The sequence below is a fragment of the Aliivibrio fischeri genome (assembly GCA_038993745.2).
GTDB lineage: Bacteria > Pseudomonadota > Gammaproteobacteria > Enterobacterales > Vibrionaceae > Aliivibrio > Aliivibrio fischeri_B.
In genome coordinates this window covers 621381-644285 of sequence record CP160629.1, presented here as the reverse complement: position 1 = coordinate 644285, position 22905 = coordinate 621381, and the positions used below count along the sequence as shown (strand labels likewise).

Genomic DNA, 22905 nt, shown 5'->3' with positions numbered 1-22905 from the left:
GAAATCCGCATCATTCTCCTGTTTGCTAATCCAATAAAGAAAATTCTTATGACTGCATTTAATGTTGAACTTGTTCGTTCTCAATTCCCAGCTCTATTACAAGAAGTAAATGAGCAACCTATTGCGTATTTTGATAGTGCGGCAACCACACAAAAACCATTAGCTGTATTAAATGCAATTCAAGATTATTATCAAAAAAGTAACGCTAATGTGCATCGTGGCAGTCATAGCCTAACTGCCTCTGCTACGCTTCAATTTGAACAAGCCAGAGAAACGGTTCAACACTTCATTAATGCGAAAAACAGTAAAGAGATTATTTGGACTCGTGGTGCAACAGAAGCCATTAATTTAATCGCTCAAACTTATGCTCGTAGCACGCTACAAGAACATGATGAAATTTTAGTGAGTGAATTAGAACACCACGCGAATATTGTTCCTTGGCAAATTGTTGCAGAACAAACCGGAGCAAAAATCATTAAAATCCCAATGAAGTCAAATTGCACATTAGATATGGATGCATTTGAATCATTGGTAACCAAAAACACCAAAATTGTAGCAGTAGCTCAAGTAACCAACGTGACAGGAACACAAAACCCTGTTGAAGAGATCATTAAAATTGCACACAGCGTTGGGGCGATTGTTGTTGTTGATGGCGCTCAAGGGATTGTTCATCATGCGATTGATGTTCAAGCAATGAATGCCGACTTCTATGTTTGCTCTGGTCATAAATTATTTGCACCTGCTGGGATCGGTGCTCTATATGGTAAACAACACTTACTTGAGTCCATGCCTGTATGGCACGGGGGCGGTAAAATGGTTGAGAAAGTGTCGTTTGAAAAAACCACATTTGCAGAACTTCCAGGAAAGTTTGAAGCAGGTACACCTAATGTTGCCGGAGCGATTGCTTTTGCCACAGCCATTAACTGGGTTAAGCAATTTGCCCATGATGATCTAAATGCTCATATTAATGAACTTCGTCAAATGGCGATTGATGGAATCAAAGATATTGAGGACTTACGCTTTATTGGATTACAAGATAACGCTAGCCTATTCTCTTTTGTTATTGATGGTGTCCATCACCAAGATATCGCTACGCTATTAGATCAACAAGGCATCGCTGTACGCTCAGGTAATCACTGTGCTCACCCTATGCTAGATGCTCTAGGGCTTACAGGTACTGTACGTGTTTCATTTGCCTTGTATAATACAAAACAAGATGTTCAACGTTTTATCGATGCGCTAAACAAAGCCGCAGATATGCTATAAGCTCAAATTTAAGGTATTCATTTATGTCCACTTTCCCATCATCGCCTTTTGGTTTTGACATTACTCACTCGACAGTACTTGATTTAATGAGTAACGCTAAAGGTTGGGAAGACCGCTACCGTAACGTAATTCAATTAGGTAAAAAACTACCTAGCATGCCTGAAGAGCTACAACAGGAGAACGTGACGATCTCTGGTTGTGAAAGTAAAGTATGGCTACAACATGAAATCGTTGATGGTGTTTATTTTTTCTGCGCAGACTCTGATGCAAGAATTGTTCGTGGGCTTATCGCATTAGTCATGGCGGCAGTTAATAATAAAACCGCAGAAGAGATTAAGGCTTTCGACATGGATGGGTACTTTGCTCAATTGGGGTTAATTGAACATTTAAGCCCATCACGTGGTAATGGGCTTAAAGCGATCATTGAAACGATCAACGGCTTAATTTAAAGCAGGAACGAGAACGCTTCGCTTCAAGAAGCTAGGTACGAGAAAGGCTTTTACTCGTACCTTAATTCTAATCCCTAGTCCCTACTTACTGTGTTTCTCAATCAACTTCTCTACAATTCTCGACACTGCAACAAAACCAAACGTCGCCGTTACCACCGTAGCAGCACCAAAACCACTCGCACAATCCATACGCTTAGGACCTTCAGCTGTTGCTTTAGTTGCACATACTGAACCATCAGCTTGTGGGTATTTCAAATGCTCAGTTGAGTACACACAATCAATACCAAATTTACGCTTAGGATTCTTAGTAAAATTATGGTGGCGACGCAGCGTATCACGCAATTTCTTAGCCAAAGGATCTTGAATCGTCTTAGTTAAATCTGTGATTTGAATTTGAGTCGGATCCGTTTGACCACCTGCACCACCAGTCGTAATGACTTTAATCTTATTGCTCTTACAATAAGCCAGTAATGCCGCTTTAGGTTTCATGCTATCAATGGCATCAAGTACGTAATCAAACTCTTTAGAGATGTATTCAGATAGATTTTCAGGGGTAATGAAATCATCGATTAAATTAATCTTACACTCAGGGTTAATTAATTTAATGCGCTCAGCCATGACTTCAATTTTGCTTTGACCAATCGTACCTGTCATCGCATGAATTTGACGGTTAATATTCGTCACACATACGTCATCCATATCGATTAACGTAATTTCACCTAAACCAGTACGTACTAGCGCTTCTACAGCCCAAGAACCCACACCACCAATACCAACTACACATACATGAGCTGCACGCATAATTTCTACTTCACTATTACCATACAAACGGCGAGTGCCACCAAAACGTTGGTCATAACTTTCAGAAGCAGGAGTGGTTAATTCGCGCATGGGGTTACCTTACTCAAAAACAAAAAAAGAGCACGATTTATACGCACTCTTTTTTAGAAGATCAAGTGTTAAGGGATACAAGCGGCCAACACATTATTCTGATTTAGGCATTTCCCAAGGATTTTCAGTTTCAGTATCTTGCAAACCTAATTTCCATACTCGACCAAAATGCTTAAAGTGACCCGCAGCAATACCCGCTTCTGTTCCCATTCCATAATATTGATCTAAATGGTTTTCTTTAACTGCCCCACCCGTATCTAAAGCAAGTAATACTTTAAGTACGTGCTTCCCTGTCCACTTACCGTCTTTATCTAATTGAGGGACCTCAGCAAGGATTGGGGTTCCCATAGGCAATAAAGTGCGATCAGCGGCTACAGCGGCACCAGCATGCAATGGTATACCCGCGGTACCTAAAACATGATGCGCTTCTTTTGGTGAGAAAAAGACATAAGAAGGGTTTGTCTCTAACAATTCACGAACCGTTGCCTCATCGTTTTTCGCAACCCATTCTTTGATTGCTTTTAAAGACATATCTTTACGCTCAACTTCACCACGCTCTATTAGAATGCGGCCAATACTTACGTAAGGATGATTATTTTTCCCACCATAGGCAAAATACTCAAGTTTGTCATCATCACCAAAATGGACAAAGCCACTGCCTTGCACTTCCATGATAAATGGGTCAATCATGTTATCAGCATAACCTAACTCAAGTCCTAATCCTGCTAATGCTCCCGCGTTAATTTCTGCACGAGTTGGACAATCTGAACCACAATCAGGCTTATCATATACTGGGTATTTAAACGTTTCGTTCGGCGTATGACGCATCTCAATTACAGGAGAAAAGTAACCCGTAAACATCACGTTACCTTTTTTATCACCGCCACCCATCTGAGCAAATTGAATACCGTAGTTCGACAACTCTGCAGGGTTTGAACTTTCATCAATCCATTTTTGTAATTGAACATAGAGTTCTTCATAACGCAGAGACATGGATTCAGAACGCTCTAAAACTTCTGCACTCTGTTTTTTGAAAGCACTAAAATCAGAAGGCTTATCTGAATTAATTTCGCCAACTTTATTCAAGTTACTACTAAACCCACCATCCAGATACTGCTGAGCACGATCTGTTGGTTGATCAGCACACCCAGCTAATCCAAGAAGAACACACACAAAAGATAATTTACGAAACACAATAAAGCCTTATTGAGAAATAATGCGGCAAGGATGACAAACAAATTCAGAGAGGGCAATTATTTAGAGTGCAATAAATGTAAGAAAAGGATAATTTTGACAAACTTTGACATTACGAAGAAAGGCTATTCGAGATAAAGGGCTATCTCGAATAGAAAATAAGCAGGTAAATTAAGACTTCAGCAGATAATTACTGTTTACGAAAACTGGATTTATAATGAGCAGGCTTGATGCGTAAAAGCTGTTCGCCATCTTCATCTTCAACTTGATACACGTATTCAGTATCACCGTGCATATAACGCAGTATTGTGCCGTCAAACTCATATTGTGTATTAATTAAACGGCCATGCGTATAAATACCAGCAGAACTGATAGTAAAACTATCCTGTGCATAGCTTGGTACACCCAACTCAACCCAATTCCCATATAGTTGAGTTGATGGCATTTTCGCAAACATGCCCGCTCGATACATTGCAGCAATTGTCCCAGCAACAAGGCCAACCGCAACAAGTCCAATTAACACCAATAATCGAACTTTTCTTTTTTGTAACTCTTTTTCTTGGGCTTGACTCATCACTACGCCTAATAAAAACCATTGATATATAAGCTTATCGGCATTTTTTTAAAATATTAAGAAAAAGTTATGTGACCTTCTACTAAAGACTTGCGCAAATTAAAATAAATAGTCATGATAAGTGAATAAGTATTTATCATGGAAGATATATCGTGAAGTTTCGTAGTACCGCTTTAGTTAAGGGATTCCGTCAATCTGCACCTTACGTTAACGCTCATAGAGATAAAACCGTTGTCATTATGCTTGGTGGAGAAGCGATTGCAGATCCTAACTTCGCTAATATAGTTAATGATATCGCCCTTCTCAACTCGTTAGGGTTGCGAATTGTCATTGTATATGGCACTCGCCCTCAGATGCGTTCATTACTAAAACAGACAAAACATCACGCTCCTTTCCATAAAGGTATACGCATTACCGATGAGCAAACACTAGAGCTAGTAAAGCAGATAGCAGGACAGTTACAACTCGACATCACAGCTCGTCTCTCAATGAGCTTAAATAATACCCCAATGGCAGGAGCACAAATTAACGTTATCAGCGGCAATTTTGTTATTGCTCAACCTCTAGGTGTTGATGATGGTATTGATTATTGCCACAGTGGACGTGTCCGTCGAATCGATACCCAAGGGATCAATCGAATGTTAGATCAACAATCTATTGTTCTACTTGGCCCTGTTGCGAGTTCTGTTACCGGCGAATGTTTTAATCTTTTATCAGAAGATGTCGCCACTCAGTTAGCTATCCGCTTAAATGCCGACAAGCTCATTGGTTTCTGTTCAGAGCAAGGTGTCCTTAATGAAAAAGGACAGATTTTAGCGGAGTTATTTCCAAGTGAAGCTGAAGAGATCCTCCAACGTCTTGAAAAAGAATTAGCACCAGAAAATGGAAAACTCACGGGCACAATGCGCTTTTTAAAAGGAGCGATATCTGCATGCAAAGCTGGGGTTCCTCGTAGTCATTTAATTAGCTACAAAGAAGATGGCGCATTAATTCAAGAGTTATTTTCTTTTGATGGTATTGGTACTCAAGTAGTAATGGCGAGCTCTGAACAAGTTCGTGATGCTGAAATTGATGACATTGGTGGCATATTAGATTTAATTCGCCCATTAGAAGAAGAAGGCATTTTAGTTCGCCGTTCTCGTGAACAGTTAGAACAAGAGATTGCACAATTTACGATTATTGAAAAAGATGGATTAGTTATAGCGTGTGCCGCTTTATATCCTTTCCCTGAAGAAGGAATGGCGGAAATGGGCTGTGTTGCTGTTCATCCTGATTATCGAGATGGCGACCGTGGAGTGACTTTACTGAACCGCTTACGCAGTAAAGCAAAACAGTTCAAATTGTCACAGCTCTTTGTTCTTACCACTCGCAGCCTCCATTGGTTTAGAGAACAAGGTTTTATTGAGGTAGAGGTTTCACACTTACCAATGAAAAAACAGAAACTGTACAACTTTCAGAGAAAATCAAAAATTCTTGTTTTGAAAGGATTATAAAAAAGGCCGCAAAAGGAAATCCCTTTGCGGCCTATTTATACCAATCTACATAAGTATTTGATCATTCTTACTGAATAACTTAAAACTATCCAAGCTTGAGGTTAATGACTAATGACCAGCAGTTTTTGATAATAAGTTAACCACAAGAACACCAGACAAAATTAAGCCAATCCCAATGATCCCTGCAAGATCTAACTTCTGTCCGTAAGCAAAATATCCAATAGCGGCAACAAGGACGATACCGGCACCACTCCAGATTGCGTAAACAATACCAACAGGCATACTTTTTACGGTTACAGACAGCAAAAAGAAAGCAATACCATAGCCAACAGCCACAATTAAACTTGGTGTCAATTTAGTAAATTGCTCGGTTTTAGGAATGAATGAGGTTGCAATCACTTCTGAAATAATCGCAATAATAAGAGCCATCGCAGGCGGCATTGAAACAAGTAATTTAAACATATAACAGTAAAACTCTAGATCAGAACCAACCACTAATCATCTAATTAACATAGTTGGTAAAAATAGAATATCCGACATTCCTTCCGAATTTTAGAGCCGCAATTATAGGCATTTTTGACTCTTTGGCTAGACTCAAAAATAGTAAATAACTATTACAAAGATGAAATAATAGAGTGACCGACTTCTAAAAGTTAATCACTCTTATATTATTTAATTCATTAGTGATACTAACCCACTGTTTCTCTGAGTTTTAATCATAACCCCTCGAGCCACCACTTTTTCCGTCGCAAATAAATCGAGTTTTTTCTTCGCTCGAGTCACGCCCGTATAAATCAGCTCACGGGTTAAAATTGGGCTAAACTCTGCTGGTAATGCCAATACTGTATGCTCAAACTCAGAGCCCTGAGACTTATGAATGGTCATAGCATAAACCGTTTCATGTTCTGGTAATTGGCTTGGTAGCACACCACGAATAGAGCCATCTGGCATATCAAAATAGACACGCAAACGCTGATCAATAGGATCTGGCATAGCAATACCAATATCGCCATTATACAAACCAACACCATAATCATTTTGCGTTACCATAACAGGACGACCCGAATACCAAATTTCATCACCATGAGGGATTAAATCAGACTTTTTCAACGCTTTTTCAATACGTTGATTTAATCCAATCACACCAAAATCCCCTTCGCGCATCGCACATAATAATTGAATTTGGCTAAATGCTTTCAGTACGATTTCAGGTTTATCACCTGCATGGATATACCCTAAGTAACTGCGGTAACCATTGACCATCATGGTAATCATTGCGTTGTAGCTATCATTACTTAAATCATGAAAACGAATATCTGAGAACCCTTTATCCCACACAGCTTCTACTTTAAATTTACTGCCTTCATTTATGGCTTTGGCAAGCTGGCCTATGCCTGAACGCGCATCAAAACGGTAACTCTTTTGCAGCATACATAAGCTATCTGCAACCGCATTATTATGTGATTGTGCCGGTAGATTAAAGCCAGTTAGTTGAGATAATTGCTGAGCTTGGTTCTGGCTATAACCCATTTTAGTAAACTGACAAATATCACCTAACACCGCTCCCGCTTCAACTGAAGCTAGTTGATCTTTATCGCCCAATAAAATAACACGAGCGTGTTCAGGTACCGCATCGAGTAATCGAGCCATCATAGGCAAATCGACCATAGACGCTTCATCCACCACCAACACATCAAGATGTAATGGATTGGATTTGTTATGACGAAAATCCACTTGATTAGGAATATAGCCAAGTAAGCGATGTAGCGTACTGGCATCCGTTGGGATCGCTTCTTTCACTTCAGGTGCTAAACCAATGGATTGCACTGCCTGACCAATGGATTCAGTCAAACGCGCCGCGGCTTTACCAGTTGGCGCAACCAGCTTCATCGCTATGTTTTTATTATCCTGCTGAGCTTGTGTCACTAAGGAAGCCAAAAGCTTGGTTACAGTGGTTGTTTTACCCGTACCTGGACCACCAGAAATTACTGAAAATCGACGAGTTAACGCCACAGCTGCCGCGACTTTTTGCCAATTCACACAGTGGTTATTTGGAATTAATTGATCTAACGTTTCTAATTCTGAAGATTTGGTCGCAGCTAATAAAACCGTATCAATCGCCTGCCAATCCAGATCATCAGGCTGAACAACATCCAACATATCGCACACTAATTGTTGGCGAGAAACTTGGTTGTTATTCTCCAACTTTTTCAATGCTGAAAATAGAAAATGATACTGACGAGCAAACAATTCATCCAATGTATTCGATAGCTGAGGGTTTACTGCAACACTTTGCGCCGCTTTAGTAATACGGTTAGAAACACGTTGTTCAAATGCCCAGTAACGTTGTAAATATAAGCGAGTACCATCAAAAGCTAAAGGGGTTGCCTCAGTGCCATTTGAGACGGTTGATGCATTAATTAATTGTTCTGCCCAAGCGCTTCTTTCAGGGACTAACTCTAATAACGCATCACGATATTTTGCTGGAAGAGTAAAGAGCTCCCCTTGCTCTATCTGCTCAATATCAATACATACATGACCACGACCTAGTTCATGACTCGTAATGGCTGATAGCAGCATAAGTAAATTACTATCACTGTTTTTTTCTTGCTGAGCGATAAACTTGGCAAATTGAAGATCCAATGGGCGAAGTACGCCATGATCCATTAAGTGTTGTAATTGCTTAAGCATTGACTTCAACTCCATCTACCAATTTCTCTAACTCTTCTAACAAGGCTTTACTCGGTTTTGAGTAAAATACACCGTTAGAATTTGCATCATGCCCTTCATGTGTCTCTTCAACGCCACGTAAGAAAATATAATACGCCCCACCAAAATGGGTATCATAGTCATAATCAGCAATACGGCTCTTCAAAAATCGATGAAGTGCAAATGCATAAAGTTGATACTGAAAATCGTAACGGTGATCTCGCATCGCTTCTACTAAGGCATCCCCACCATAATACTCTGGAGAGTCTCCCAGATGATTTGATTTCCAGTCGAGAACGTAATATTTACCTTCATGCTCAAACACTAAATCGATAAAGCCTTTGAGCATACCGCTAACGGTAGAGAAACCTAATTCCCCGGCTCTTGCTGATACTTCATCATGCTTCGCTATGGTCTTATTCACTAAACTTGAGTTTAGTAATTCAATAGGAAGTAAAAATTCCATTTCAACCAAACGTTGAGTTGGACCTTTACTTGCTAAACGTAAGTTCTCACCATCAAGTGGACAATCTAACACTCGTTGCATCATGGTTTGAACGACCTCTAGCCATTCTGCATCGTAGTTTTCTTTCTCTAGCAATTTAATGATGATTTGCGTATTTTCTTCACTGGTGATGGGCTGAGTAAATTCCACCTCTTCAAACAATGAGTGTAAAAACGTACCCGCCCTCGCTCCACGCGGGAAAGTAAAGATGGTTCTCTCTGGCTCTAAATCCAACTCTTTATCGTCTTTATCTTCTGCTGAATCGATATCTAAATTAATAAGCTCTAATGAAGCATCATTATGGTGATTGCCTTGTTTGACTAATCCAGAATAACTGGTCATCCACCAATTACTTTTTACAGGTTCAATTAACTTATTAGCGTACAGTTCAATATGCTCATCTTGAACCTCTTGATACAGCTCATCGGTGATGGTTTGAGGTGATTGGATCACCATAGGCGAATTGCCTACAATCAACTTTTCTAAACAAGCTTGCAGCTCTTCAACATTACATTCGTCTGCCCGTTGAATTAGATAACCTAACCCCGATAAATGCACACCCGTTGGTGGCTTTTTCGAGATGCCTTTGGTGATAGGTGCGATGCCGATATAACAAGCATAAACCGCACGAGTCAGCGCTACATAAATCAAACGTAAGTCTTCGGCTAAACGCTCTTTTTCTGCCTTCTCAACGGAATCATCTTCTTTTAATAAATCCAACACCGAGTAACGATTATCTTCATCATAAAAACTGACTTCACCTTTTTTGTCTATCGCACGATATAAGCAAACAAAAGGCAAAAAGACTAAGTCATATTCCAACCCTTTAGATTTATGAATAGTGACAATTTGCACCAAGTTACGCTCTGATTCTAGACGTACCGTCTGCTCTTCTGAATCACCATTAGGCTCAGAAATAGAGTCAGACAACCAACGTAATAATCCATAATCACTGTCTAAGGTTTGGCTAGTTTGCTGCAGTAATTCACCAATATGCAATAAATCTGTTAGTTGGCGCTCACCACCGTTTTCTGCGAGTAAACGCTCAGAAATCCCTTGCTGAGTAATGATTTGATGCAACATCGGCATAATGCCACGTTGCTGCCAATGCTTACGGTAGACACGAAACTCATTAACTGCTTGCTCCCACTGCATTTCATCCACATTAAACTGATGCAATTGATCCGCAGTATAAGCAAATAATGACGAGGCCAGCGCTGAACGAACCGCCCTTGCATCTGTCGGCGTCATGGCCGCTTGCAATAAACGCAATACATCTTTCGCTAATGGAGAAGAAAATACACTATCACGGTTAGATAAATAAACACTCGCAATACCTTGTTTTGATAAGGCTTCACGAACTAATTTACCTTCTTTACCAGTACGAACCAGCACCGCAATATCACCCGCTTTGATGGCTTGTTTTTTCTCTCCATTTTGTAAATACGCTGAACCTTGCTGCGCCCCTGTCAAAATGGTTTGAATTTGTGCGGCAGTTGATTCTGCCATCACACGCTGATAACTGGTTTTATTTACCGGATTACCATCTTTGCTCTCTTGCAACCAAAAGGTCATCGCTGGCTGAGTGTGATTATCTAGCGCCCATGATTTTTGCTCGGCATTAACAGGGTTATATTTAACCGGATAAAATGGAATATCGTCATCGTACAAAAAAGGCTGTTTGCCATGTTCAAAAATACGGTTCACTGACGACACCATATCTGCCGTTGAGCGCCAGTTAGTATCCAAAGTGTAATGATCCACCACTTGGCGACGAGCTTGAATATAAGTAAAAATATCCGCACCACGGAAGGCGTAAATCGCTTGTTTTGGATCGCCAATCATAAATAAACCACATTGTGGCTGATCTTGATAAAGCGTACTAAAAATCGAATATTGCAGCGGATCGGTATCTTGGAATTCGTCAATCAACGCCACAGGGTATTGCTCACGGATCTTTTCTAGCAATAAGGCGTTATCTTGATTTTCTGTAGCTTGAGATAATTGAGTCAGCAAATCATCAAACGATAACCAATTTTTTTGCTCTTTCGCTTGCTGTAAAGTTTTACGACATTGATGAATCGCCAATGATAGCAGTGGCTGCTTAATCTCTAATGGTTGAGCTAGAAAATCATCAATAAGTTTAAATACGGCGTGTTCTGGCGCTTCGCCCTTTTTGGTTTTTTCAATTAATAATTCTTGAGAAAACTTTTCTAGCTTATCGTGCACTTGCAATGAAGTGGTTGGGTTATTGGCCCATGATGACACTTGCTCTAACCAATTCGGTAAATTCTTTTTAGTGTAGCTACGCTTATCAACACCAGAGCCTGCAATTAACGCTTCAAAATCGGCGCAATGTTCTGACCACTGTTTTTTTAATTCATCAATACGAACAATGCCTTGCTGACAAAACTCTTCTAATGAATTTTCTAGTGGCTCTACGGTTAAATGCTTTGGGACACCAGTAAGACTATTACCCATATCACCTAATAATGCCGATGGGCTTGACCAACAATCATAAACACTTTCAGCCACCATTTTAGGTAGGTGATAAAAACTGCGACGCCAAAAATCGGCTGCCACTTGATGCATTAATTTCGCTTGGTCGGTAACAAACTCACTCTCAAATTGCGCACCAGACTCAAAGGCATTTTGGGTTAGCATACGTTGACAAAAACCATGAATGGTAAAGATAGAGGCTTCATCCATGCTGCGTTCCGCATTCAAAAGGATCTGCGCAGCTGATTTATGGTCACCAATAGATGCCAATAGTGGATCAATAACCGGATCACCACTCTTATAATCATTGTTATGAACAGCACGAGCAAACGCTAAACGAGCATCATGTATTTTTGCTCGAATACGCTCTCTTAACTCGGCAGTTGCCGCTTCTGTAAACGTCACTACCAATATTCTATCTACGGTTAACTCTTCTTGATGTCGAGAGCCTTCATCACCATGACCAAGTAATAAACGTAAATACAAACTAGCAATGGTAAAGGTTTTACCTGTACCTGCAGAAGCTTCAATCAGACGAGTTCCGTGCAGAGGAAACGTCATTGCATTCAATTGATTTGGAGCTGCGATTGTCGTCATCAAACATCACCGTTTTAAACATCAACACCCTGTTTTTACAAGATATTTATGTGATTCATATCGTAGTTCATCAGAAACTAAGATAATAAAAATAATAAAGCTATCAATGTGAGATCTTTCTCACGGTTCACTTTTTGAGCTTTGTTACACTCAGCGCCACTTACAAAGCGCTCATTAAATGTGCACTTGTAATCAGGATTCGGTCAACCTCTGACCTGTGGCCGTACAGCGAACGCCCTACACTAAAAATGATTTACTGGCGGCCACCCTACTTCCTAATGATAACCACTTTTATAATTTTTCTTTCTCGCTATGCAACAATGCATTGCGTAACACCTTTTGAGCATTATCAAAAATAGCCTTACCAAAATCATCATTCCATTCTGGCCACATACGCATTACATAATCATTGCTATTTTCACCAGCAAAGCGGGTTCCATTGTATTCATCTGCCATTTTTTTCAGGGCTTTTTGATGTGTTTCTTCGTCATCATTCCACACACCTTTTTTATCAACGTGTGCTTCGAGCCCTGCTAATGCCGCTTTTGGTAAATAAGCTAACGGTGCACAATTACCTGAAATATAAAGACTTAATATAGTCTCTAGTTCTTGGTACGCTTTTTCTTTTTCGATGGTTTCAAAGTGATAAATCGCATCCGTACCAAATAGATGAGTCAATTGCTGCTGGCCCATTGCACACAAACACAGGTGATCAATCCAAGTTGCTAGAATTTCATGTGAACGAATTTTACCGCCACGATAACGCAGCATTCCTGCCTGATAACGCTGTTTTAACCAACCTTGCAGTTCCATTTCACCGTGTGAGAAAGTAAAGCGTAGACGTACTTCTTGATCGTCTAATGGTAACGTCGTTAATGGTTGAATATGAGCAACCAAATCTTTTACCGTGTTCACTTCTTTATCTGCAGCTATCTCACCAAAACTACCAATCGGTAATTTACCTTGGGCTTTTTGCTGCTGATAAAAATCACGAGAGATTTGAGATACATGGTTAGGATCATCATAGGCCAATAAGTCCTCTAATAGATCCGATTTCATACCATAGCCAGTACGACCATCGATGGTAAACGGCTCATCATCTTCAACTCGACTTTCTACCGATTCAAAAAAGACTTTTAAACCACGATTAAAGAAATAAGCGACAGGTAAACGCCAAAAACGTTGCAGTTCAGTCAACTCTAGCTCTTTTGTTTCTGGAGCGAACACTAATGGCGCAGTCTGAAACTCAGGTGCTGCAGCCCCTTCTAATTTGGCCGTTGGTAACCATTCACTAGCATAACTCGTGTTATCGCCAATGAAACTTTGTTGGCTGTAAGGAACCAGAGGATGTTCTATGGTTAATTGCTTAACCAAGCGTTTTGCGGATGCTTCAGGATTTAACTCATTATCACCCTCTAGGCAATAACCTTGCTGGCAATATTCAAGTAGCTCACTGACTAATACTGACGGTGCTTTTTCTGTGTTATCGCGAATTGAACGCCCAATATAACTTAAATAAAACGCTTTATTTGCCGATTGCAGCGCTTCTAAAAACAGATATCTATCATCATCTCGACGTGAGCGGTCACCCGGTTTCATGCGTTTTTGCATTAAATCGAAGCCTTCAACAGGCATGGTTCTAGGATAAGATCCATCCGTCATCCCAAGCAAACACACCACATCAAATGGAATGGAACGCATTGGCATTAAGGTACAGAAGTTAACTTGTCCCGCTAAGAATCGTTGACTAGCTTTACCGCCAGATAAATTATTTTTCAGATAATTATTAATAATTGGCGCTGAGATTGGCGCATCAAAACCCGCATCTTCTAGGTTTTCTTCCAGCTTTTGCAGTTGATCTCGAATGCTTTTAACGACCAATTCACCTTCTAATTCAACATCTAAAAAATCATCCATTAATTGGTTGATGGTGGTTCGCCATTTCGTAATTGTATGCGGTTGGCCTAGGATGACCTGATAAGTCAAAAGCTGATCAATAAACTGCGCTAAGTTACCGGCAATTTCCGCATTCATGCCCTGCACTTGCTCGTAACTCGCCATGCCTTCGAATAGCCCAGCACCTTGCTCCATCGCATAACCAAGTAGCATGCGTTGAATACCAAATAGCCAAGAGTTTTGGTTGTGTTCAGGAAGATCAAACTGTGCAGATGTGCTGTTATCTAACCCCCAACGAATACCTGTTTCTTCAGCCCAGCGTTTCACAATTTCAAATTGCTCGGCATTGAATTTAAAACGAGACATTACCGCAGGAACTTCAAGTAAAGTGAGCAATTCAGAAAGACCACAGCGATTCTCAGGCAGCGCCATCAAGGTCATGAAAGCCAATAACACTGGGTTTTCTTGCTCAGCACTTTGGTCTGAAATCGCAAAAGGAATATAACGATCAAACGCCGCATTACCAAAGACGGCTTGAATCGCCGCACTGTAAATATTGATATCTGCCACCATGACGATAATATCGCGTGGCTTTAAATCTGGGTCATTAGCAAACATATCCAATAACTGATCGTGTAAAACCTCTACCTCTCGCATTGGACTATGGCACGAATGTAAAAGAATGGAACGATCATCAAAGCTGATTGGCTGTTTATGCTGACTGTTATCAAGCACATCATCACGACTGCGCTCTTCAAGATTTAAAATATCCGATTGAATAGAGTGCAAAAGATTGTCGTTACCAACATCAACAAAGGCATCAATCTCTTGTGCTTCCATCTCAGAGAGTAAGCACAGATTATCTCGGCCTAATTTCCCCCATGAGGCAAGTAAGGAATTCCCCACTTCAGAAGTATGTAATTCATCTTCAAAATTAGCCTCAATAGAACCTTTTAGCTGTTCTGTATCACCAATATGCTCACTATGATCATCTAGCCATTTAACTTGCAGCCGATTACGGGCTTCTAAACGAGCAAGGTATTTTCTGTCTCGAATTTCCCCCAATAATAACGACACGGATTGGTAAACATTAGGTGCACATCAATATGCTGACCTAACGCCGCAAGCGCATCTAAATAACGAGGAGGCAGTGAAGTGATGCCCACCACAAACAAACGCTTAGGCATCCCTTTTGGTAAAGTGCCCGTTTGCAAATAATTATCTAGCGTTTCGATAAAGTGCTCAAACATATTGGCACGATGATAAGGCGAATGACCAAGTGCAAGTGTTTGATCATAGAGTGCTCGCCATAAAATAGGTTGCCAAGGATGCTCTCCTTCTAATTCGACCACCTCTTCTCCGGCTTCCCACTGTTGAATCCACTCAGGGCGGAACACCAAATATTGGTCAAAGATATCGGCAATTTTTGCAGCCAGTTGATAACACTTAAGTTGGTTTTCATCATTTTCTAAATAGCGCTGCAGAGGTGCAAACTCCTCTTGTTTTAACAGCTCAGGTAATAATGTCACTATTTTCCATGTCATCGCTTCTTTGTGAAAAGCACTACGCTTTGGCACATCATCAAGCACCTGAGTAAACAAGTCCCAAATAAAAGTAGCAGGAAGTGGAAAAGTAAGATTGGCGGCAATACCTAACTCTTTTGCGAGTTCGATTTTTAGCCATTGCGACATACCGGGACTTTGAACAAGTATTTGTTCTTGCTCGAACGGGTTATCAAGGGGGTTAAGGCGAATTAACTCAACGACAAGTGATTTAAGAACATCAAGTTGATTTGAATGATAAACAGTAAACACACCCAGCTCGCTTATAAGAAAATGAAAGTTCCTATAGCTTAACGTAACTGGATGTGTTTGAAGAGAAAAAAAGCTTATAAATTAATGTGCATGACTCATATTTGCCAAACGATTTGTCATTCGAGTAATTGGACGGTAATGAGCTAAATAATGAATCGCAACATAACTCACCACACAAGTTGCTATCACTAATTCAACAACAGCGAGCGTTCTTACTTGGTAAACATAATTTGCCGCTACACCTTGGGATAACATCCAGTTCGCTGTTTTAAATAATGCAGTAGCACCAATAACCATAGGGAAGGTAAACGCTGCATAACCAGGACTAAATGGTAGTCTCATTAATTTAAAGAAAGCCATGTAGATAACACTCGTCATTAACACTGCAATACCAAATAGAAGCGCAATGATTACAGGCGATGGTGAAGATGTCACTGTTAAATAACCCGCTAATGATAAGCTTGCTGGCGCAGCCATGATTGCGATGGTTGGTTTTGCGGCATCTGGTACTTCATGACTAAAAATCAAACGGTAAATCATGATTGGTAGCATGATTGCGTAGCTAACTAAACCAAACATTAATACCCAATGAGCTACTGATGCTAATGATGCGCTACCAGAGAAAGAAACATCAGCAACAATTAAGCCTACCGGTGGCACAAACCAACTTGGCACCATATGATGCAATTCAAAATCTTTTGCTCGATGATAAATAAAAGAGATTAAGAAAATAACATGAATAGCTACCGCAGCAAGCCATAAAGCATCTCCCGCTGCACGGTAAAAATGCCCAATAGAAGCTGATACCACCATAGTACCCATTGCAAATGTTGGAGCGACACTACCAACAACAGGGTGCGCTAATTCATTCCATAAAACAGCAGGGTGTAATAAAAATTTAACTGCTAATACCAATAATAAAACAGACGCAATTGCCGCTGAGATCCACTGTGCATAACCATTTAATGGTAATGCGTTTTCCCAGCACCAACCTAAACTTGCGATACCAAGAGCTAATCCCGCCATTGGAGTCGGAGCTCCTGCTATTTTTTGTTTTGTATAATTAAGCATGACAATAATCTCTGTACTATTTAACGATAGAGCTATTTTAATCGGAACAATCCATTAATAAAATTTGTATAAATTAAAACTAGCGTTAAAATAAAATTAACGACTTAGCTTTTAATTAATTTAGGACTTCCTGTCATGAGAATTTCACTCAAGCAACTTAATGTTTTTACTGTAATAGCACAAGAAAAAACCATGACAAAAGCGGCGGAGCGACTGTATATAACTAAACCAGCCGTAAGTTTATCTCTCTCTGAATTAGAAAAAAATCTCGGTTATAAAGTCTTTGATCGTGTAAATAACCGCTTAGTATTAAATAGTGAAGGTCGTCAATTACTTCCTCTAGCAGATGAGCTATTAGAGCGAGCTGAAGTGATTGAGCACCAATTTGCAGCGGATAGTCAGCTGACAGGCTCATTAAACATTGGAGCTAGTGATACGATTGGTAATCATATTGCGCCAGTATTATTGAGTAAATTCCAACAACAATACCCATGTGATATTCAGCAGCTATTTATTTCAAACACAGCACAAATCATCAATAGATTATTAGAATTTCAGCTTGATATCGGATTAGTTGAAGGTAAAGCCCATCACCCAAAATTAAATATGATTGAATGGCGACGAGACGACATGTATTTAGTGTGCTCGCCTTCCCATCCTTTAGCGACTAAAGCTCAAGTGACATTAGATGATTTGGAGCATTCAACTTGGCTACTACGCGAAGAAGGTTCAGGCAGTCGCGAATATTTTATTAATCATATCGCAGCTAACTTAAATGACTGGCATGAATCATTACAACTTCATACCACTGAGGCGATCATTAATTGTTGTGCTGAAAGTATGGGGTTAGCATGTTTATCTCAACTCGCAGCACAAAACGCAATAAATGATGGTCGCTTAGTTAAATTGGCTTATAACAAAACATTGGCAAGACAGTATTGGTTATTAGTACATAAAGAAAAATACCAAACGCCATTACTGCAATATTTTATGAACTTTATTCAACAAAAATGAGGCTGTTTAGCCTCATTTCAACAAATATCTAACGCTGGTGAGCAGGAAGATCGTGAGTTTCATACGCATCTGCAAATGAATGGTTACGATCTCGATGTTTTGCTTCATCGTTTCGAATTTTAAGAATAACATCACGTAACATCGCATCACTTGGCAATTGATAATAATCTATCGCTATTTGCGGTGCGGCTTCATTTTCAACAGCACCTTCATCAATCTTAGCTAAATATTCCGTATAACTCTTACACGCCTCTTCTTCAAAATAACCAACCACACGATGAGCTATTTTCGAAGAGAGTAAATAAATAAAACTATACACAACAATAAAGACAGCTTGACCTAACAAAACTAAAAGGCGTTCAATCCAACGAGGCTTAGCTATATCTAGAAATATCATTAAATGCATTCTTTCATTTTCAGCTTCGCTTAGTAATTCTTGAATCCATCCCTGATCGTCTTTCATTCTACGTAATGCTTTCAAATGATTGAACATGCCAGCCACCATTCCAGGTACTGCTGCAATCGTTTCTAAAATTACAGCTCGTTTAGCATACTTTGAACCATAAAAAATATTCAAAAGAAACTTCAAACATTGAGTAATTTTATATGCGATCTTCTCTGAAATTTTATTCGTTGCTTTATGTTTCAATTCAAAATCTGACATGCTGTTCACCTTTTTAATTAAAGTTGCATTTAAAATATACCTTTAATTAATCTTGCTCAACTTTTTTTTCTACAAATAAAAATTTGTCTTATCCGTTAGACGTTAACTTTATCTAACTTTCGTTTCTCCAAGTGGACACGTAAGCTCGCTTACTGTATAAAACACCAGTTAATTAAATAGGAGAGACGACCATGGCTGTTATCGTCAAATATGTAGTTGAGCGCAACGGAGAAGAGAAGATGACTTTTACCTCTAAATCGGAAGCCGATGCTTATGACAAAATGCTTGATATCGCAGATGAGCTTTTTACTTTTCTAGGTGAAAGTGAATTAATTGAAGATGAAGCTAAACAAGAAGAGATGTCTTTATACCTAGCTAAGCATAAAGAAGATCTATTAATTGCTCTAGGTGCTAAACGTAAACCAGCACCAAAAAAAGCAAAGATAAAAGCCGTTCAAGATGAAGAATCTGACGCAGCTTAATTGCTAAAAATACTTTCAAAATAGCAGCCTAATCGCTGCTATTTTTATTTGTACTCTATGTATCTACTCGCTCTTCACTTTCTGCTTTTTTAACTTTTTCTATTTTTAACCAAAGTTTTATGGTTTCGCTCTTCTATATCACAGCAACTCTCTTTATGATGTGAAGTAAGATTTATTTTTAAATACTAATATTTATATGGAAATGGAGAATCATTACATGGCTCATTTTGCTCTTGCCTTTGGTACAGCGACAAAAAACCGCGACAATAAAATTATTGAAGCTTTCTTCCCTCACCCAGTACTTAACCCTTCTGATGCACTAGTTTCAGCTATTGCACAAGCAAGTGGTTACGCTGAAGGCAACCAAGCGATCGAAATTTCTTCTGAAGTTTGTACTGAACTTGCTAACGCATTTGCAGCAAGCGGTGATGTTGCTAACGCAGCATTTGCAGAAAAAGCAGTTCAATCTAAACAGCCATTAGTTCTTGTTGTTTTAGCTACTGATGAGCAACCTCAATCTGTTGCTGAAGGTTTCTTAAAGCTTCAACTTATCTCTAACCGTTTAGTTAAACCACACGGTACTGTTCTAGATGGTATCTTTGGTCTTCTACATAACATTGCTTGGACTAACCAAGGTCCAATCGATTTACCTGAACTTGCTGATCGTCAAATCGAAGCTCGTTTAGCTGGCGAAACACTAACTGTAGATTGCGTTGATAAATTCCCTAAAATGGTGGATTACGTGGTTCCTACTGGTGTTCGTATTGCTGATACTTCACGTGTTCGCCTAGGTGCTCATGTTGGTGAAGGCACAACAGTTATGCACGAAGGTTTCATCAACTTTAACGCTGGTACTACGGGTGTTAGTATGGTTGAAGGCCGTATTTCTGCTGGTGTTGTTGTTGGCAATGGTTCAGATATCGGCGGTGGTGCTTCTATCATGGGTACACTTTCTGGCGGCGGTAAAATGGTTATCTCTATTGGTGAGAACTGTCTACTTGGTGCTAATGCAGGTCTTGGTTTCCCAATGGGCGATCGTTGTACGATTGAATCAGGCCTATATGTTACTGCTGGTACAAAAGTGAGCATGCTAGACAATCAAGGCAAAGAAGTTGAAATTGCGAAGGCTCGTGATCTTGCTGGTAAAACCGATCTTCTATTCCGTCGTAACTCTATCACTGGTCAAATCGAGTGTTTAACGAACAAATCTGCAGTTGAACTAAATAGCGAATTGCACAGCAATAACTAATTTTTTAACTGGATTATATGAATAAGGTATTCACGCTCTATTCATAAAGATCAAGGTAATCTTATGGCCAGTAACGTAATTGTTACTGGCCATTTTTATTGATATAGGAAACGAAATGAGACTACTACTTGCTTTATTGCTGCCTTGGTTACAGTTTTTTACGATAGGACGTCCATTTAGCGGAATTATTTGTCTTATCTTACAAATCACATTAATTGGTTGGATCCCTGCTGCTATTTGGTCTGTTTATGCTCTAAGCCAATATAAAACAGATGAAAAAATTAAAGACGCTTTTGGGCGATAGAAATTAGAAAAACTCATACTACGCCCTATAAACTGCAACGCTTTTCTCAATGGTTTGAATAAGTAACTCTTTAAGCCATTGATAGCGTTTATTTTCTTTATTTCTCGTCTGCCAAATCAATTGAATATCAAATTCCCCAACATTAATTGGTGGCTCTGAATGCACCAGTTTTTCAGAAAAAAGATCTAACTGAGCCATCAACTCAGGAACCACACAAATTAAATCTCTTTTTTTCATTAAATGTCTTATGGTTAAAAAATGCTTAGAGGCCACACTAACAGAACGACCCACTCCTAATGCTTTTAACTCTTTATCTACCCCTGTTTTTAATGCACCATCAGGGCTGACTAATGCGTGGGGCAAAGAAATATAATCATCAAGAGTGATTGGCGAACTAAACGAATGTCGCTGTCCATCCCACATACATACGTGCTTTTCTGTGTATAACGTCTGATATTGAAATTCTTTTAATTCTGGTTTCATGCTTCCAATAACAAGATCTAATGGTTCAGAATCAAAACGATCTTGATAGTTAGCTTTATCTACCGTAGTAAAACAAAGTTGCGCATTTGGCGCTAATTGATGAATGGCATCAAAAATATCTGCAGCAAAAAGAAGTTCTGCATAATCCGTCATCCCTATTTTAAAAGTACCGGTAAACTCACTCGCTTCAAACGTATCCACCTTTAAAATATCACCAGAGATCGTTTGTAATACTTTATTAACTAAAGGATATAATTGAATCGCTTTTGCTGTGGGGATCATTTGATGTCCTTGTCTTTCAAACAAAGGATCATGTAGTAACTCACGTAGACGAGAAAGACTATGACTCATCGCTGATTGACCCACAAACAATTTATTTGCAGCGAGTGAAACACTTTTGGTTTCCATTAAAGTACTAAAAGCGACTAATAAATTTAAGTCTACCGCCTTCCAATTAATTTCATTCATAGTTAATAGCAATACAATCGATTTGAATAATTTTATAGTAACTCGTAATCTTGAACTCATCAAAATTGAATATCCAAAATTGGATCACACATCAAAAGCTGAGTAGATTATGTTTGAAATATTTAAACGATTTTTTTTGTTAGGCTGGGTAAGCTTTGGTGGGCCAGCTGCCCACATTGGTTACTTTAGAAATGAATTTGTTCAAAAGCGTGGATGGATTAGTGAAGAAGAATACGCTCAATTAATCGCATTAAGCCAATTTTTACCAGGACCTGGCTCAAGCCAAGTTGGTTTTGCATTAGGTTATCACCGCAAAGGTCTTCTGGGAGCTTTATTAGCTTCAATTAGCTTTACATTACCGTCTATTCTTATCATGGTATTACTTGCGAATATCAGTCACTCATTTTTTGGTAATGACGTTTTTGAAGGTATTATTCACGGCTTAAAATTACTCGCTGTCGTCGTCGTTGCTGATGCTATTATGGGAATGTATAAAAGTTTCTGTAAAGATAAGCTCACCGTCTTCCTTTGTATAATGACAGCAACGTTATTACTGATTTTGCCGTCTATCACAACTCAATTGCTCGCATTATTTATTGCGGCACTGATTGGACGCTTTTACCTAAAATCAGATGATAAAGAGCAAATTGAACAAGACTCAAAAGGCATCAATTGGCTCCCTTTAATTATCTTTGCTTTATGCTTTTTTGTATTACCTACCGTTGTAAGTTACTCACCACTACTTGGTTTATTTTCAGACTTTTTCCAAGCTGGTAGTTTGGTGTTCGGTGGCGGTCACGTTGTTCTACCGTTATTACAAAATATTGTTGGCGACCAAGTTAGCACGGATAGCTTCTTAACTGGCTACGCAGCTGCACAGGCTGTACCTGGTCCAATGTTTACCTTTGCTACTTTCTTAGGCTACGAACTATGGAGTGAACAACCAGTACTTGGCGCTATCATTGCCACTGTTGCTATTTTCTTACCGGGTTTCTTATTGGTTCTTGGTGTATTTAACCACTGGCAAGTACTTGCTAAAAAGCCAGCACTTTCAGGAGCGATTATTGGTATTAATGCAGCAGTAGTGGGATTACTAATTTCTGCGTTGTATGATCCAGTATTCACAAGCGCTGTTAATTCTGGCTTAGATATGGCGTTAGTGCTTATCGGCTTTGCGCTATTAAAAGTGGCTAAACTTCCAATCGTTGGATTAGTTAGCTTCTTTATTATTACAGGTGGTGTGTTGCCTTTTGTTGGGTGATTGATGAAAAATTAGGTTCAAG

Annotated in this window: 17 protein-coding genes and 1 pseudogene; 8 read left to right on the top strand and 10 right to left on the bottom strand. The window is 39.4% G+C overall.

All coding sequences use genetic code 11. The features are described from left to right. Window positions 1-48: 48 nt before the first annotated feature. The gene (locus tag AAFX60_003165) at window positions 49-1266 is read left to right on the top strand and encodes a SufS family cysteine desulfurase (GenBank protein ID XDF78198.1); all 1218 of its coding nucleotides are present in this window, start codon (window positions 49-51) and stop codon (window positions 1264-1266) included. A 23-nt stretch (window positions 1267-1289) separates the two neighbouring features. Further along, the gene (gene csdE, locus AAFX60_003160) at window positions 1290-1715 is read left to right on the top strand and encodes a cysteine desulfurase sulfur acceptor subunit CsdE (GenBank protein XDF78197.1); all 426 of its coding nucleotides are present in this window, start codon (window positions 1290-1292) and stop codon (window positions 1713-1715) included. Window positions 1716-1796: 81 nt separating this feature from the next. Here the strand turns inward: csdE and tcdA are convergent, their stop codons facing one another. The 3 genes from tcdA to AAFX60_003145 form a co-directional block, all read right to left on the bottom strand. Beyond that, window positions 1797-2606, bottom strand: coding sequence for a tRNA cyclic N6-threonylcarbamoyladenosine(37) synthase TcdA (tcdA, locus tag AAFX60_003155; GenBank protein ID XDF78196.1), 810 nt, complete (start codon window positions 2604-2606; stop codon window positions 1797-1799). 93 nt (window positions 2607-2699) lie between these two features. Further along, a complete protein-coding gene (gene mltA, locus AAFX60_003150; protein ID XDF78195.1) occupies window positions 2700-3800 on the bottom strand; it encodes a murein transglycosylase A in 1101 nt (366 codons plus the stop codon). Window positions 3801-3990: 190 nt separating this feature from the next. Then, window positions 3991-4374 carry a DUF2850 domain-containing protein gene (locus AAFX60_003145; protein ID XDF78194.1) on the bottom strand — a complete coding sequence of 128 codons (384 nt, stop codon included), beginning with the start codon at window positions 4372-4374 and terminating at the stop codon, window positions 3991-3993. 152 nt (window positions 4375-4526) lie between these two features. Here AAFX60_003145 and argA point away from each other — a divergent pair, with 152 nt between their 5' ends. After that, window positions 4527-5867 carry an amino-acid N-acetyltransferase gene (gene argA, locus AAFX60_003140; GenBank protein ID XDF78193.1) on the top strand — a complete coding sequence of 447 codons (1341 nt, stop codon included), beginning with the start codon at window positions 4527-4529 and terminating at the stop codon, window positions 5865-5867. A 108-nt stretch (window positions 5868-5975) separates the two neighbouring features. Here argA and AAFX60_003135 read toward each other — a convergent pair whose 3' ends face one another. The 5 genes and pseudogenes from AAFX60_003135 to AAFX60_003115 all read right to left on the bottom strand — a co-directional run bounded on the left by AAFX60_003135 (window position 5976) and on the right by AAFX60_003115 (window position 16958). Continuing rightward, complete coding sequence (locus AAFX60_003135) at window positions 5976-6329, bottom strand: SMR family transporter (GenBank protein ID XDF78192.1); 354 nt, start codon at window positions 6327-6329, stop codon at window positions 5976-5978. A 210-nt stretch (window positions 6330-6539) separates the two neighbouring features. Beyond that, window positions 6540-8558 carry an exodeoxyribonuclease V subunit alpha gene (recD, locus tag AAFX60_003130; protein ID XDF78191.1) on the bottom strand — a complete coding sequence of 673 codons (2019 nt, stop codon included), beginning with the start codon at window positions 8556-8558 and terminating at the stop codon, window positions 6540-6542. Then, on the bottom strand, window positions 8551-12177 hold the full coding sequence (gene recB / locus AAFX60_003125; GenBank protein XDF78190.1) for an exodeoxyribonuclease V subunit beta: 3627 nt from the start codon (window positions 12175-12177) through the stop codon (window positions 8551-8553). The genes recD and recB overlap by 8 nt, the downstream gene beginning before the upstream one ends. A gap of 291 nt (window positions 12178-12468) precedes the next feature. Further along, window positions 12469-15887, bottom strand: a pseudogene (gene recC, locus AAFX60_003120) (exodeoxyribonuclease V subunit gamma). Window positions 15888-15968: 81 nt separating this feature from the next. After that, window positions 15969-16958, bottom strand: a complete 990-nt coding sequence (locus AAFX60_003115) for a TDT family transporter (protein XDF78189.1) — start codon at window positions 16956-16958, stop codon at window positions 15969-15971. Window positions 16959-17093: 135 nt separating this feature from the next. On the opposite strand from AAFX60_003115, the gene AAFX60_003110 reads away from it, so the two are divergent. Next, window positions 17094-17972: a LysR substrate-binding domain-containing protein gene (locus AAFX60_003110; protein ID XDF78188.1), complete on the top strand. Its 879-nt coding sequence runs from the start codon at window positions 17094-17096 to the stop codon at window positions 17970-17972. 28 nt (window positions 17973-18000) lie between these two features. On the opposite strand, the gene AAFX60_003105 is transcribed toward AAFX60_003110, so the two are convergent. Continuing rightward, on the bottom strand, window positions 18001-18636 hold the full coding sequence (locus tag AAFX60_003105; GenBank protein XDF78187.1) for an alternative oxidase: 636 nt from the start codon (window positions 18634-18636) through the stop codon (window positions 18001-18003). Window positions 18637-18827: 191 nt separating this feature from the next. Here AAFX60_003105 and AAFX60_003100 point away from each other — a divergent pair, with 191 nt between their 5' ends. The 3 genes from AAFX60_003100 (at window position 18828) to AAFX60_003090 (ending at window position 20671) form a co-directional block, all read left to right on the top strand. Next, on the top strand, window positions 18828-19118 hold the full coding sequence (locus AAFX60_003100; protein XDF78186.1) for a YebG family protein: 291 nt from the start codon (window positions 18828-18830) through the stop codon (window positions 19116-19118). A gap of 217 nt (window positions 19119-19335) precedes the next feature. Then, window positions 19336-20367: a 2,3,4,5-tetrahydropyridine-2,6-dicarboxylate N-succinyltransferase gene (gene dapD / locus AAFX60_003095; protein ID XDF78185.1), complete on the top strand. Its 1032-nt coding sequence runs from the start codon at window positions 19336-19338 to the stop codon at window positions 20365-20367. A 115-nt stretch (window positions 20368-20482) separates the two neighbouring features. Beyond that, on the top strand, window positions 20483-20671 hold the full coding sequence (locus AAFX60_003090; GenBank protein ID XDF78184.1) for a YqaE/Pmp3 family membrane protein: 189 nt from the start codon (window positions 20483-20485) through the stop codon (window positions 20669-20671). 18 nt (window positions 20672-20689) lie between these two features. Here AAFX60_003090 and AAFX60_003085 read toward each other — a convergent pair whose 3' ends face one another. Further along, a complete protein-coding gene (locus AAFX60_003085) occupies window positions 20690-21682 on the bottom strand; it encodes a LysR substrate-binding domain-containing protein (protein ID XDF78183.1) in 993 nt (330 codons plus the stop codon). Window positions 21683-21731: 49 nt separating this feature from the next. On the opposite strand from AAFX60_003085, the gene chrA reads away from it, so the two are divergent. Next, window positions 21732-22883, top strand: a complete 1152-nt coding sequence (gene chrA, locus AAFX60_003080; protein XDF78182.1) for a chromate efflux transporter — start codon at window positions 21732-21734, stop codon at window positions 22881-22883. The last annotated feature ends 22 nt before the right edge of the window (window positions 22884-22905 follow it).

Excerpts from the sequence above, each read along its gene's own strand:
- AAFX60_003165 (XDF78198.1), top strand. The coding sequence starts at position 49 with ATGACTGCATTTAATGTTGAACTTGTTCGTTCTCAATTCCCAGCTCTA.
- csdE (XDF78197.1), top strand. The coding sequence starts at position 1,290 with ATGTCCACTTTCCCATCATCGCCTTTTGGTTTTGACATTACTCACTCG.
- tcdA (XDF78196.1), bottom strand. The coding sequence starts at position 2,606 with ATGCGCGAATTAACCACTCCTGCTTCTGAAAGTTATGACCAACGTTTT.
- AAFX60_003145 (XDF78194.1), bottom strand. The coding sequence starts at position 4,374 with ATGAGTCAAGCCCAAGAAAAAGAGTTACAAAAAAGAAAAGTTCGATTA.
- AAFX60_003135 (XDF78192.1), bottom strand. The coding sequence starts at position 6,329 with ATGTTTAAATTACTTGTTTCAATGCCGCCTGCGATGGCTCTTATTATT.
- recD (XDF78191.1), bottom strand. The coding sequence starts at position 8,558 with ATGCTTAAGCAATTACAACACTTAATGGATCATGGCGTACTTCGCCCA.
- recB (XDF78190.1), bottom strand. The coding sequence starts at position 12,177 with ATGACGACAATCGCAGCTCCAAATCAATTGAATGCAATGACGTTTCCT.
- AAFX60_003115 (XDF78189.1), bottom strand. The coding sequence starts at position 16,958 with ATGCTTAATTATACAAAACAAAAAATAGCAGGAGCTCCGACTCCAATG.
- AAFX60_003110 (XDF78188.1), top strand. The coding sequence starts at position 17,094 with ATGAGAATTTCACTCAAGCAACTTAATGTTTTTACTGTAATAGCACAA.
- AAFX60_003105 (XDF78187.1), bottom strand. The coding sequence starts at position 18,636 with ATGTCAGATTTTGAATTGAAACATAAAGCAACGAATAAAATTTCAGAG.
- AAFX60_003100 (XDF78186.1), top strand. The coding sequence starts at position 18,828 with ATGGCTGTTATCGTCAAATATGTAGTTGAGCGCAACGGAGAAGAGAAG.
- dapD (XDF78185.1), top strand. The coding sequence starts at position 19,336 with ATGGCTCATTTTGCTCTTGCCTTTGGTACAGCGACAAAAAACCGCGAC.
- AAFX60_003090 (XDF78184.1), top strand. The coding sequence starts at position 20,483 with ATGAGACTACTACTTGCTTTATTGCTGCCTTGGTTACAGTTTTTTACG.
- AAFX60_003085 (XDF78183.1), bottom strand. The coding sequence starts at position 21,682 with ATGAGTTCAAGATTACGAGTTACTATAAAATTATTCAAATCGATTGTA.
- chrA (XDF78182.1), top strand. The coding sequence starts at position 21,732 with ATGTTTGAAATATTTAAACGATTTTTTTTGTTAGGCTGGGTAAGCTTT.